The 13,948-nt window shown below is 27.5% G+C and carries 14 protein-coding genes; 3 read left to right on the top strand and 11 right to left on the bottom strand.

Annotated features, from left to right (window positions below; genetic code table 11):
- Window positions 1-2: 2 nt before the first annotated feature.
- From rplB to rpsJ, 5 genes are read right to left on the bottom strand one after another with little or no spacing between them, the layout of a single operon-like run.
- Window positions 3-830, bottom strand: coding sequence for a 50S ribosomal protein L2 (rplB, locus tag ACERKK_RS01720; RefSeq protein WP_373771343.1), 828 nt, complete (start codon window positions 828-830; stop codon window positions 3-5).
- Between the two features lie 14 nt (window positions 831-844).
- A complete protein-coding gene (locus tag ACERKK_RS01715) occupies window positions 845-1,126 on the bottom strand; it encodes a 50S ribosomal protein L23 (RefSeq protein ID WP_373771342.1) in 282 nt (93 codons plus the stop codon).
- Window position 1,127: 1 nt separating this feature from the next.
- Window positions 1,128-1,739, bottom strand: a complete 612-nt coding sequence (rplD, locus tag ACERKK_RS01710) for a 50S ribosomal protein L4 (protein ID WP_373771341.1) — start codon at window positions 1,737-1,739, stop codon at window positions 1,128-1,130.
- A complete protein-coding gene (gene rplC / locus ACERKK_RS01705; protein ID WP_373771340.1) occupies window positions 1,736-2,311 on the bottom strand; it encodes a 50S ribosomal protein L3 in 576 nt (191 codons plus the stop codon). The genes rplD and rplC overlap by 4 nt, the downstream gene beginning before the upstream one ends.
- A 17-nt stretch (window positions 2,312-2,328) precedes the next feature.
- A complete protein-coding gene (gene rpsJ / locus ACERKK_RS01700; RefSeq protein WP_373771339.1) occupies window positions 2,329-2,643 on the bottom strand; it encodes a 30S ribosomal protein S10 in 315 nt (104 codons plus the stop codon).
- Between the two features lie 634 nt (window positions 2,644-3,277).
- On the opposite strand from rpsJ, the gene ACERKK_RS01695 reads away from it, so the two are divergent.
- Together ACERKK_RS01695 and ACERKK_RS01690 are read left to right on the top strand one after the other, a co-directional pair.
- A complete protein-coding gene (locus ACERKK_RS01695) occupies window positions 3,278-4,231 on the top strand; it encodes a substrate-binding domain-containing protein (protein ID WP_373771338.1) in 954 nt (317 codons plus the stop codon).
- Between the two features lie 7 nt (window positions 4,232-4,238).
- Window positions 4,239-6,470, top strand: a complete 2,232-nt coding sequence (locus tag ACERKK_RS01690) for a PAS domain S-box protein (protein WP_373771337.1) — start codon at window positions 4,239-4,241, stop codon at window positions 6,468-6,470.
- 1 nt (window position 6,471) lies between these two features.
- Here the strand turns inward: ACERKK_RS01690 and ACERKK_RS01685 are convergent, their stop codons facing one another.
- The 6 genes from ACERKK_RS01685 to ACERKK_RS01660 all read right to left on the bottom strand — a co-directional run bounded on the left by ACERKK_RS01685 (window position 6,472) and on the right by ACERKK_RS01660 (window position 13,840).
- Window positions 6,472-8,310 (bottom strand): methyl-accepting chemotaxis protein, encoded by a 1,839-nt coding sequence (locus tag ACERKK_RS01685; RefSeq protein ID WP_373771336.1) that lies wholly within the window; start codon window positions 8,308-8,310, stop codon window positions 6,472-6,474.
- Between the two features lie 79 nt (window positions 8,311-8,389).
- Window positions 8,390-9,478, bottom strand: coding sequence for a VWA-like domain-containing protein (locus ACERKK_RS01680; RefSeq protein ID WP_373771335.1), 1,089 nt, complete (start codon window positions 9,476-9,478; stop codon window positions 8,390-8,392).
- Window positions 9,479-9,481: 3 nt separating this feature from the next.
- Window positions 9,482-10,486, bottom strand: coding sequence for an AAA family ATPase (locus tag ACERKK_RS01675; protein ID WP_373771334.1), 1,005 nt, complete (start codon window positions 10,484-10,486; stop codon window positions 9,482-9,484).
- Between the two features lies 1 nt (window position 10,487).
- Window positions 10,488-11,843, bottom strand: a complete 1,356-nt coding sequence (locus tag ACERKK_RS01670; protein WP_373771333.1) for a hypothetical protein — start codon at window positions 11,841-11,843, stop codon at window positions 10,488-10,490.
- A gap of 63 nt (window positions 11,844-11,906) precedes the next feature.
- Complete coding sequence (locus ACERKK_RS01665) at window positions 11,907-12,395, bottom strand: HIT domain-containing protein (RefSeq protein WP_373771332.1); 489 nt, start codon at window positions 12,393-12,395, stop codon at window positions 11,907-11,909.
- An 8-nt stretch (window positions 12,396-12,403) separates the two neighbouring features.
- Window positions 12,404-13,840, bottom strand: a complete 1,437-nt coding sequence (locus ACERKK_RS01660; protein ID WP_373771331.1) for a Mur ligase family protein — start codon at window positions 13,838-13,840, stop codon at window positions 12,404-12,406.
- Here ACERKK_RS01660 and ACERKK_RS01655 point away from each other — a divergent pair.
- Entirely contained in the window at window positions 13,834-13,887 is a 54-nt protein-coding gene (locus ACERKK_RS01655) for a sortase B protein-sorting domain-containing protein (RefSeq protein ID WP_373771344.1), read from the top strand. The genes ACERKK_RS01660 and ACERKK_RS01655 overlap by 7 nt on opposite strands.
- Window positions 13,888-13,948: the final 61 nt, after the last annotated feature.

Raw genomic sequence — 13,948 nt, 5'->3', positions numbered from 1 at the left:
CTCTACTTATTCCGACGCCGCACAATAAAGCGATCAGTACGCTTATTGCTACGAGTTTTATATCCTTTGGTCGGAACACCCCACGGTGTCACTGGATGCCGTCCACCTGAACTCTTACCTTCACCACCACCATGAGGGTGATCAATTGGGTTCATCGCAGAACCTCTTGTTTGTGGTCTCTTACCTAAGTGTCTTTGTCTACCAGCTTTTCCAATAACCATATTAGAGAAGTCTTCGTTTCCAACAATACCAATTGTTGCAATACAAACACCTAAGATTTTTCTCATTTCACCTGAAGGAAGTCTCATAATTACATATTTGTCTTCTCTACCCATGATTTGAGCATATCCACCAGCAGATCTAGCAATTTGTCCACCTTTTCCAGGCTTCATTTCAATATTATGAACCATAGTACCAACTGGGATACTCATTAGTCTCATTGCATTTCCAGGTAAAATATCAAGTCCAGATTCAGCAGCAGCTACTTTATCTCCAACTTTTAATCCACTTGGTTGTAAAATATATCTTTTATCACCATCAGCGTAAGTTACTAAACAAATTCTACAGTTTCTGTATGGATCGTATTCTATAGTAGATACAGTTCCTTGTACACCAAATTTATTTCTTTTGAAATCAATAATTCTGTATAATTTTTTAGCACCTGCTTCTCTATGTCTAGAAGTGATTCTACCGTTATTATTTCTACCAGCTGCAGCTTTAACTCTTACAAGTAAAGATCTTACTGTTGGTTTAGAAGTAATATCAGAAGTATCCATTACCGACATAAATCTTCTAGCAGGAGTTATTGGTCTAAATTTTTTAATTGCCATTTTTCAATACTCCCTTAAGCTGAAAGGTTCGCTATTTCAGCGCCCTCTGGTAATGTAACATAGAATTTTTTGAAATCTGGTCTTTTACCAGCTTTTCCCTTAAACTTTTTAACTTTACCATTTTGTCTTAAAGAATTAACTTTTGATGGAGTAACACCAAAATACTCTTTAAATACTTCTTTTAAACCGTTTTTAGTCATTCTTGGACTAGTTTGAACAACGATTACACCGTTTTCTTGAAGCTCTATTGTCTTTTCTGTGTACAATATTGCTTTGATGTCTGTAATATCTGCCATCTTAAGCCTCTTTTGTCAATGAGTCTAGTACTGATTTTTCAATAAGTACTGAGTGGTAAGCAGCAATAATATAAGCGTTAACTTCTTGCTTTTCAACCATATAACAATTTTTAATGTTTCTAAACGCTAAGTATGTTTTCTCGTCAATTGTATCAACTACAACTAGAGTATCTCTTTGGTTTAGTTTATTTAAAACTTGTAATCCGTCTTTCGTTTTTCCAGATTCTACTTTAACTGAATCAGTTACAAATAAAGAACCATTTTCAGCTTGTGCATTTAAAGCGTAACTTAATGCTAAAGCTTTTTGTTTTTTATTAACTTTTAAGTTATAGTTTCTTTTAGTAGGTCCAAATACTTGACCCCCACCAACGAATAAAGGAGATCTTTTAGAACCCCATCTAGCTCCACCAGAACCTTTTTGAGCTTTAGGTTTTTTACCACCACCTCTAACTTCTGTTCTATTTTTAACTCTAGCAGTATTTGCTCTTAATGAAGTTAAGTATGATTTAACGTATAAGTATAAGTTATGAGAATTAATATCTGCATAACTAGCAGGTAACGTTACTTCACCATTATTTTCAAATTTGTCGTTTAATACTATTGCTTTACTCATTTAGCAACCTTTACTTTTCCTAATGCACCATTTGGTCCTGATACTGAACCTTTAACAACTAAAATCCCAGTTTCAGCGTCAAAAGATACAACGTCATTTCTTACAGATACATTTGTATTTCCGTATTGTCCTGGCATTTTCTTACCTGGTTGAACTCTACCTGGCCACTCAGCATTACCGATTGATCCAGTTCTTCTTCCCATTCTATGACCGTGTGATGCTCTACCACCCGCAAAATTCCATCTTTTAACTACACCAGAGAAACCTCTACCTTTAGTTTTAAAAGTTGTTTTTAATAATTTTGCTTCTGCTAAAGGAGCAACATCTAAATCACCAGCTTCAGTATTTGCTACAGTCATTGTTGCAAATCTGTTAAACTCTTTAGATAAGTTAAACTTTTTTTGTTGACCTTCAATTGTTTTATTCATCTTTTTACCAGATGCATAAGAAACAAATGCTACACCGTCAGTCACTTCACATACCTTAGTATCAAGAACTTTTAAAAGTGTAACAGGAATAGAAGGAACAGAAACTGTTCTACTCATACCGATTTTTTCTACTATGAATTCCATATTTATTACCTTTCTTTTTATTCTTGACCCATAGATCTAACTTCAACATCAACTTCAGGAGCTAAGTCAAGTTTCATTAATGAATCTACAGTATCTGGAGTTGCAGCTATGATATCAATAATTCTTGAATGAACTCTGATTTCAAATTGCTCTCGTGAACTTTTGTTAACGTGAGGACCTTTGATAACTGTGTATCTTCTGATCTTTGTTGGTAAAGGTATAGGACCTCTCAACTCAGCACCAGTTCTTTTTACAGCTTCAACAATTGAAGCAACACTTCTGTCTAAAACTCTGTGATCGTAAGCTTTAAGCTTTAATCTAATTTTTTCCATTTTTTTCCTTTAAAGAACTCGTCAGTATACGATAAATCGCACACTAACCACATTTTATGGACGCGGATTATAACCTATAATTGATTAAATGTCAAGTACTATGGGCTTTCTAGGAAAAATATTCTATTTTTACTTCCTTTTTAAAAGGATAATAAGTCAATTAGTGGCATATGTTTAAGCTATATTAAAGTTTAATACAAGAAGTGTAAAAAATTTAATTATGTTGTCGAAACTGTGGAAACGCTTTAGAAATGTAAGTATTCATATTTATCCTATATATAATGTATACTTACTTACATTTCTAAAGTAAATATTTATTCTTTTCTTATCATTATATATACCCTACTCACATTTTATATGTAAATAAATATATGTTTGTCTATACATTATATATAGAGTTACTTTTATTAGTAATTAATTAGAATAATTAAAGTAAGAGTTTACAGTTTCTGATTTAATACCTGAGTTTGCTTTATCTAATGCAGCTTGGGTTTAGTCTTTTATTTGTATTTTTTATTTTTATAAAAGTATTTTTATTTATATTTAAAAAAAACTTGAATAAATAACAGAATATGTCATCGACAATAAAGTAATTTTTTGTTAAACTTTAGCCCTAAAACATAAGGCAATTTTCATGTACTTAAAAAAATTTATAATTTTATTTTTTACTCTGTTTACAATAATTCAAGCAAATGAACCTACTAAAAAAATTGTTTATATTGTTCCTGATATACAAATACCTTTTTGGCAAATTATGAGTAAGGGGATTACTAATGCTAGTAATTCATTGGCTTATGAATTAGAAATTTATGATTCTAAAAATAGTCCTAAAATTGAATTACAAAATACTATCAAATCAATTAAAAACAAAGTTGCAGGTATTGTAATATCTCCTACAAACTCTTCTGCTTGTGTTACTATTTTAAAACTTGCCAAAAAAGCTTCTATTCCTGTTGTAATCTCTGATATTGGAACTGATGGTGGAGAGTATGTTTCTTATATATCTTCAAATAATAAAGATGGTGCTTATAAACTTGGTCAAATTCTTGCTAAAAGAATGAATGAATTAAATTATCAAGATGGGAAAGTTGGAATTATTGCAATTCCACAGAAAAGATTAAATGGGCAAGAGAGAACTGCTGGATTTATGCAAGCACTTAATGAAGCTAAAATAAAAGGTGCAACTATTGTTCAGCAATTTACTTGGACAGAAGAAGAAACTTATACTTATACAAAACAAATGATATTAGATTTTCCAGATTTAAGAGCTGTTTGGCTACAAAGTTCAAATGTTTATTTAGGTGCTTTAAATGCTATAAAAGATGCTGGTAAAAGTAATGAAATTTTATTAATATCTTTTGATGCTGAACCTATATTTTTAGATTTAATACCAAAAGGAATCTTAGTAGGAGCAGCAATGCAACAGCCTTATTTAATGGGTCATGAAGCATTAGTTACTATGGATAAGTATTTAAATAAAGAAGAAGTACAAAAAAACATACAATTGCCAATACTTGATATTTCAAAAGAAAATATAGAACAAAAGCTACCTATAATTAGAAAAAATGTATTGGGATTAGAAGAGTAATCGCAATATGAAAAATAAAAAACTTTCTATTTATTCTACTCTTGTAATTATCATCATCTTTACTGTTGTAATAGTTATGTCTTTTCAAGCAACGTACAGCTATATCCAGACAAAAAATAAAATTATTAATGAAATGAAAGAAAACTCAAGAGCGACTATACTTTCATTAAAAAATAATATATCAACACTTTTATCTTCTTATGCAGTAAATGAGTATGAAAATCTAATATTAAATGAGATAAAAGGTAATGATATTTTTGCTATTGTTATTGAAGATTTTAATATGGGAAAAATCATAGGTGAAAAATCTTATATAAGTGGAAAAATAAAAGATAATAAAACTAAGATTATTGATTATGATTTCACTAATAAAATACAAAATGAACAACTTAAAAATTCTTATTATACTGATTCTTTTGATATTACAAATATAAATAATGAAAAAATTGGTATTGTAAGTATTTATATCTCTGATAAAACAATGACTAAAGAGTTAAAGAAAATTATTGAAGAAAGTGTAATAAATACTGTTGCAATATCTTTTTTATTAATTCTATTTTTATTTATTAGTATTAAGTTTTTTATTTTAAAACCAATTTCTGACATCATTGAAGTTATTAAAAATAAAGATCATGATGGAATACCTCTACAGCTTGCTAAAAATGCTAACTCTAAAGAAATAGATGAACTTTCTCTTAGTATAAATTCTATGATATATTCAATTAAAGAATCAAGACAAATTCTTAAAACAAATGAAAATAAACTTACATATTTACTAGAAATGAGTCCAATTGCTGTTAGAATTGCTACAGAAAATGGAAAAAAAGTTATTTTTTCAAATTATGCATATTCAAAACTATTAGGAATAGATAAAGATAAAGCTTTATTTAAAAACCCAATAAATTACTATGATGATAAAAAAGTATATAAAGATATAGTAAAAAATCTAAAAAATAATAAAAGTATCTATAATAAATTAATTAAATTAAATATTTCTAATAATACTGTATGGGTATTAGCTTCATATATGAATATAGAATATGATGGAGAAGAATCAATCATTGGTTGGTTTTTTGATGTGTCAAATGAAAAAGAGAATGAACTTAGATTATTTGAGGCATTAGATTTACAAACTGCTATTTTTGACAACTCTGGTTATTTAATGATTAGAACAGATAAAAATGGAATTATTAAACAAGTTAATAAAGAAGTTGAAAAGTTATTAGGATATAACTCTGAAGAGCTTGTGGATATTCATACACCAGAATTTTTTCATGTTAAATCAGAAATTTTAAAAAAATCAAAAGAGCTTTCAATAGAGTTAAATACAGATGTTATTGATGGCTTTAACACCTTTGTAATAAAATCTAATATGAACTTAGATAATGAATCAGAATGGACATATCTTACAAAAGATGGAAATCAAATACCTGTATTATTGTCTGTTTCAGCTTTAAGAGATAAAGAGAATAAAATATATGGATATATTGGAATTTCTAAAGATATTACTCAACGTAAAATTCTTGAATCACAATCAAAACTTGCATCAATGGGTGAAATGATTGGAAATATTGCTCATCAATGGAGACAACCTCTTAGTGTTATTTCAACAATTTCAAGTGGTATAAAAGTAAAAAGTGAATATGACCAGTTGGATATGTCAACTTTATTTGAAGATATGGATAATATTATAAAACAAACAAAATATTTATCTAAAACAATTGATGATTTTAGAAATTTTATAAAAGATACAAATACAAAAGAGAAAGTAAGTATATTACATACAATTGAAAAAACACTTACAATTGTAAATTCTACTATTGTAAACAATCATATAACACTTATAAAAGACTTAGAAGATGATGCAATTATCGATGGCTTTGAGAACCAATTAATTCAAGCTATTATTAATATAATAAATAATTCAAAAGATGCATTAAAAGAGAATAATCAAGATATGGAAAGATTATTATTTATAGAAACAAAAAAAATAAATAATACTTTGTATTTATCTATAAAAGACAATGCAGGAGGTATTCCTCTTAAGATTTTAGACAAAATTTTTGAACCATACTTTACTACGAAACACCAAAGTATTGGTACAGGAATTGGTTTAAGTATTACTCATCAAATCATAACAAAACACCATTATGCTTTTATAGAAGCTTATAATAAAACTTATAAATACAACAATATTGAATACACAGGTGCAGTTTTTCAAATAAAGTTTAAACTTTAATTTATTCAAACTTCTTTGATTGAGCATCATCAACAATCATTTGTGCTAATTCATTTGTTTCTGCTGAAATTTGACTTGCTTCTTTTGCCATTTGTGAGTTTTGTTGAGTATTCCTAGCAATTATCTCAATGTCATTATTAATCTCTTCTATACCTCTTTGTTGTTCATGAGATGCAGAAGTTACACTATCGATTAATTTTATAGTAGAAGTAATATTATCATTTAATATTGAGTAGCCATCCATCATTTTATTTGATATTTCTTTTCCTTCATTTGTTTTTGATATTGCTGCTTCTACTAATGATTTTATTTCACGTGCTGCTTTTGCACTATTATTTGCAAGGTTTCGAACCTCTTGTGCAACAACAGCAAATCCTTTTCCAGCTTCTCCTGCAGTTGCTGCTTCAACAGCAGCATTAAGTGAAAGAATATTTGTTTGGAATGCAATTTGATCAATAATTGTAATTGCCTCATTTATTGATTTTACTTGTTGAGTAATCTCATCCATTTCATTTGCTGTTTTTAAAGCCATCTCTTGCCCTACACTAACAGAGTCTGTTACTTTTTTTGCATAACTAGCCATTTCATTACTATTATTTGTTGTTAGTCTAATATTATTTGTGATATCTGATAATTGAGCTGAACTTTTCTCTAAAGCTTGTAATTGGTTATTTGAGAAGTTTTCTATATTAGCAACTGAATTTCCTAGAATTTTTGCATCTTCTTTTAGTTTTATTCCATTTTGTAGACTGTTTTTTGATAAATTACATAAGGTAATTCCTAAAGAATCAATCTTCTCAAATACATCTTTCATAGTTCCAGTTGTCTTACCTCTTGAATTAATTCTTTGTGTATAATCATAATTATCAAATGAAGTTAATACCTTCTCTATTCTATTCATATTATAACCAACTGCTCTAATTAACTCATTTACTGTATCTTTTAGTTCATTTATAGCAGGATTATGTGCATGAGAAGATATTTTTACATCATAGATTCCTAATGAAGCTTGCTCACAAACGTGTTTTGCTTCACTAATTACATTTTCATCTAACTTAACACCTTTAACTGTGGTATCTATGTTTTTATTAACAGAATCAACTAATGCACCTAATTCATCATTTGTATAACCACTTATATGATTTACTGATTTTTCTTCCTTATTTATATATTTAAAGAACAATTCTAGACCATTTTGAAAAGCGTCAATTGGTTTAGTAGCTCGTTTAATAAGCCATGTCATAAATATTGTTATAAAAAATAAAACTGTGATTGATAATATAGTTAAACTTATAATTGTGTCATTGATTAAAGAATCAGAATCATTTAATGAGAAAGTTAAATCTAAAACCCCAATTACATCACCTTTTTCTTGATTTATATGACAATACAAACACTCAGAAGTTGCAATCATTGGACGAATAATTCTTAACTTATGTTCAGAGTTTTCATTTGTTTCAATTAGTGTTTCTTTTTTAGAATCAAACACTTTTATAATATTCATATCACTTGTAAAAGTCTCAGTTGGGTTAAATAAGCTAATCATTTTTTCAGATTTTGCAACAGTTAGATTTTGCAATCCTGATATTCTAGTTCTACTCTTTTCTTCTGCATCAGCTATTACTTCTGAATCTCCTGTATTCATTGCTGTTCTTAAGTTTAAGAAAATTGAATCACTTAATTGATGAAGCGATTTTTTTGCACTCTCTTTTGCCATTTCATTCATTTTATATGAAGAAGTAAAAGTAGAAAGAAGATTACTTAGAACTAAAATAACAATTGTAGGAACAATGATTTTTGTACGGATTCGTTTAGGAGCAATTTTTGAAAGAAAAGACATTTAACTACCTTAAGATAAATAATTTTTATTATTCTATCTTATATAATTTAAAATTACAATGGAATAGTTAGTAAATTCGTTATAAAAGTATCTTTCTTCCAAATGGTATTTCAATATTATCACTTAAAACCCAAACTGTATCAAAGTATGATTCTTCTTTTGGAAAAGTTCCAAAACCATCAGTGAAGTATAGTAATAAAGTTACATCATGAATATTTTCTTCAATATATAAAAAGGTGTTTTCAAAGTTTGTACCGCCGCCTCCTTTAATATTGTATGATAATTCATCTCCTGCAAAAAGTTTATGATGCTCATGTACTTTTGCATCTGCTATTAATAAATCAATTTCATAATTTTCAAAAGAAGCCATAATTGATTCTACTTCAGATAAAAAAGTTGATAATAATTTTCCATTAATTGAGCCAGAACTATCAATAGCTACAACAAGTTTTGCTTTTGAACCACAAAGTGAAGGTAAAGCTATTCCTTGACTTATATATCTTTTATTTGCAGGGAATAAACTATAATCAAACTTAATAGATTGTTCTATAACATTATATAATTCATCTCTCCAAGATATCGTACCTTCAAATATTTTTGGTACAAGTATTTCAATTCCTAAAGGTAAATCACCTTGAAGTTTTGCTTTATTTAATAACTGTTCATTTAAATCAATTATCTCATCATCTAAGCTATCAATTTCATGTTCTTCTTGAGCTTGAAATTGTATTTGAGAAATATCTTCAGGAGTATGTTTATCATCATCTATTTCATTTTCTAGTGTTGAATAAATAGCTTCAGCACTCATATCATCAAATCTATCATCATAGTTTATATCTTCAGGTGCTTCTAGGGCATTATTAACTAATAAACAATTTATTGCATAATCACAAGCTAAAAGCCAAAGCCATTGCATTCTACCATCTGCTCTATTATCATGAGAAAAAGCTTGATGCATTGCTGAATTTGTTAGTGTAAACTTTAGTTCTTCATCATTTAAACTATTTATATATTCATCATTGTATTGAAATGATTTTTTTGTGCATTGAAATGTTTTTATATCTTCATTAAGTTCAGGCTTTAAAGTTGAAGCAATAGAACCAAAATAAGGTTGTTCTATTATCAAAGAAGACTTTACTTTAGAGATTCTATTTTCTATTACATTCATTAATTAACCTATTAAAAACTTATTTGCATCTACCCATGTTTTCCAAAAAGTTGATGATTCTATATCAATATTTTCTTTTTGTAAATCTCTTATTAACATAACAGAAAATTCATTTGGTAATAAAAGAGAATATTCTAAAATATTTGTTACTATATCAACACTTGATTTTTCTTTTAGTGAGTAAACAATCCCAGTACATAAAGCATATAATACAGAGTTTTTTTGCGGTACTTCTTTTGAACTTGCATTTATAATATCATTGATATTTGGCAGTTCATTTATAATATTACAAAAATTCATAAACTCTTCAGCACTATCTTTTCCAATAGCTCCACTTATTACATCTTTTAAAAAAGTAAGTTCTAAATTTGAGTTTAAAATATTATTTACAAAAGACCAAGACCTTGGAGTTGCAAATGATTTTTTATTTGATTTAGCATCAAAAGTAAATAGATTTTGGGGTTTATATGATAAAAAAGAGATTATTCTTTTATCAATATTTGTAGAATATGCCCATGTTTTCCATTCATTAAAATCTAAATCAAATTCTAAGTGAACAAACCTATTAGCTAAAGGTGTAGGCATACGATAAGTAACTCCCCTATCACTTTCATAGTTACCTGCTGCAATTATGGAGAAGTTAATAGGAAGAGTATATTCACCTATTTTTCTATCTAAAATCAACTGATAAGCAGCTGCTTGAATTGTTGGAGGAGCTGAGTTAATTTCATCTAAAAAGAGTATCCCAAATTCTGTACTATCACTATCCGGTAAAAACTCTGGTTTTGCCCAAACTGCTTTATTTGTTTGAGCTTGAAAAAATGGTATTCCTCTTAAATCAGTTGGGTCTAAAAGTGATAATCGTAAATCAATAAATTGCATTGATTTTTCTTCTGATATTTCTCTAATTAGTGCAGATTTACCAACACCTGGGTTTCCCCATACAAATACTGGAATTTGTGAATCAATCATAGAAATAAGTGATTTTTTTAATTCTCCTGCTTTCATTTTACATACCTACCATTTTTCTTGTAAACTCTCTAAAAGAGTCATTGTTTGAGATAATATTTTTTAATCCACCATCATATTGATATTGTAAAAGTATATTAATAGGAGTGCTTATATTTGCACATAAAGCTTCATTTATATACTTATCGTTTAATAATGAAAGTTCACTTAATACACTCTTTTTACATGCTATATTATTTGCTAAAGACAAATGTACATCATAATCATTTAGTTCAAATAAATACTCATAAATTGACTCTTCTAAATTGATATTATGAGCAATACTGATATTATAAATCTTATCATTTTGTTTTATAAAATCATTGATTTTTTCTTTAGAACAGTTTTTATTTTTTAGTAAATTTATATTAGCATTATCTATATTTTTTTCAAAGATTTTATCTATCATATTTGTATCTAAAGAGATATTAGAACTTAAATAAATAGTATTAACTTCATCTAAATTTACAAATAAATTTCTAAATAATTCATCATCTAAAACAATAGTTTTTAAAAGCTCTTTTTTTAATCTATTATCTTTTAAAAATTCACTAATTAAAGTATCATCATAATTCATTGCTTTAATTAAAGATATATTTATCTCTTCAATATTTTTTTCAAATAGTTTTTTTGCAATACTTAAAGATATTGATTCATTTAGTGCCAAAAATTTTAGTTCATTTTCTTTTGAATTTTTTAGTATTTGAATATGTGTAGTTTTTGAACTATTTGGATTTAAAGCAACTACTTCTTTTAAAGATATAGGTTGGTCTTCTTGTGCATTTTTTTGTGAGATTTTATATTCTGGCATATTGTATATGATTTCTAATAGTTTTGGGTTTGTAGCCTCTAATGCAGTGTAATAAACCCCTATTGGAGCATATTGTATATTATGATTTGTTTGAATTAATGAACAAAATCTCTCTACTATTTTTGTACAAACATCTCTATTATCATCACTATCATAAATATCATCATTTTTAAAATCATAAAGTTTTAGTAGTTTTATAAATACATCATCACAAAAAAAGTCATTACCTAATAGCTTAATTAATCTATCATTATCTTTTGATATTTTTATTGCCATAAGTATTGAGTTAATATCTAGGTTTAAAGAAAACTCCTCTTCAAGATTATCAATTGATATAATATCTACACCATTTTTTGATAATAAATATATCTCTTCTTCTAAGTGTATAGGAGTATATTTACCTTGGATTATAATAGAAGCTTCATTTAAAGAAGTAGCTAGATTAGCACCTTTTTGAATTAAATATTTTTCTAATTCTTCTTTTTCTATTCTATTACCACGGCCTGTAAAATATATGTTTTTATTTTCTAATTGTAAGTTTTTCATAGTCGCTATAATATCTTATGTAATATTAATTTAACTAATTAGCTTATATTTTTAAGTTAATTATTATAAAAAGTAATCTTTAGCTTTTGATTTTATCTTTAAAAATATTTCATCGAAATTTGCAGGATAAACTCTAGTATTAGCAATAGTTGTTATAAAGTTTGTATCACCTATCCAACGAGGCAACATATGGTAATGAACATGTTGTTCAATCCCTGCTCCTGCTGCTTTTCCTAGGTTCATTCCTATATTTACACCTTGAGCTTGCATTTGCTCTTTTAAAAGCTTAACACCTTGTCTTACTCTTACACTCATTTGATACCATACATCATCTGGTAAATCTTCTATTTTATCAGTATGAAAGTGTGGTATTACCATCATATGACCAGGAGAGTATGGAAATTTATTCATTACGACATAACATAATTCATCACTGAATAAAACTTGCTGTTTTTCATCATCTTTATTTTTTGAAATATGACAAAACACACACCCTTGTATTTTCTCTTCACTAACATATTCAAATCTCCAAGGTGCGTATAAGTGTTCCATTTTAATTCCTAAATAAAGTTTGGTGCATCATTTGCAAAAAGAATTAAATCCCCTGCTTTTGTTTGTTCAGCAAGTGTTGCTTCCATTAGAGATTTATCTTTTAAAATAAATACTTTTTCTTTATCAATATTTGCACTTAATAAGTGAGTATTTAAACTTCCAGTTAAAATAACATAATCAAATTTGGCATTTATCTCTTTAGCTAATAATATATTTGCTTCATCAGTTGATTCAACTAAACCAGGAGTAATAATAACTTTTCTACCTTCATATGTTGAACAAATATTAACAGCTTCTAACATACCTTCTAAATTTCCATTAAAAGAGTCATCAACTATAACTTTTCCACCTGCTTTTATTACTTGAAGTCTATGCTCAACTTGAGGTAAAGTTTGCAGAGCCACTTTAATTTCATCAATTTTCATACCAAGTTCATAAGCAACTAAAATTACAGCTGTTAAATTAATAGCATTAAAACTACCTAAAATTGGTGCAGAAAAATGTTCAATATTACCATCAACTTCTACATCAAACCAAATTCCTTCTAAAGTACTTTGTGTAATATGTAAGTTATTTGGAAATTTTGTTATTGTGTCATAGTCATTAATAGGCACAGATTCATGAACAAATCCTCTTGTCATTCTAGGTGAACTTAATAGTTCCATTTTAGTATGAATAATATTATCTAAAGTTTTAAAGTATTCAATATGTTGTTCCCCAACACTTCCTATTACACAAATTTGAGGTTCTAAGAACATTGCTATTTCTTCGATATCACCCTTTTCTCTAGCTCCTGCTTCTGCAATATAAACTTGAGTATCAAGTGGTAAATCTTTATTTACATCTAAAACAATACCTGCAATAGTATTTACAGATCTTGGTGTTTTATATGTTTTATATTTGTTTTTTAGAACATGGTATAAATAATTTTTAATAGAAGTTTTACCATAAGATGCTGTAATTGCAATTGTCTTTAATCCAACAATACTATGAACTCTTTGTTTCCCTTTATGCTTAAAAGATATAAAAAATACTTTTTCAAGAAGCATTGAAATAATATAAGCAATCATCAAAGGAATAAATACAAAAGTACTTGTACATGATGGTTTTGATAGACAAAGTGCCGACATAGCAAATGTTGTAAATAATAAAATTGCTAAAAATCTTTTAACTCTTGAAGTTAATACAACAGGTCTATCTAGCTTTTTATTCCACAGAATAAAACTAGTCATAAATAAAACATAAAAATATATTGAATAATATAAACTAGGGATTAGATAAAATAATACAATAGGTGTTAAAAAATATGTAATATGCCATTGCCATTTATGATGTTTAAAAATAACTCTTTCAAGTTTGTAGTTATACCACTGCAGGTTTGTTATTAGGTAGTAACCTAAACTCATAATTAATAAAATATGTGTAAATAAATTAAAGTATTCCATTTTCAATTCTCTTTGTAATATCTTTTGCATTTTTAGCAAAGAAGTAATGGTCACCATCATAAGATATAAATGTTGATGAATCAATTAAAGAGGCTATTTTTTTTCCAG

This window comes from Poseidonibacter sp. (assembly GCF_041821165.1).
Classification (GTDB): domain Bacteria; phylum Campylobacterota; class Campylobacteria; order Campylobacterales; family Arcobacteraceae; genus Poseidonibacter.
The sequence above is the reverse complement of the archived record's forward strand: the minus strand, read 5'-3'. Positions and strand labels throughout refer to the sequence as shown.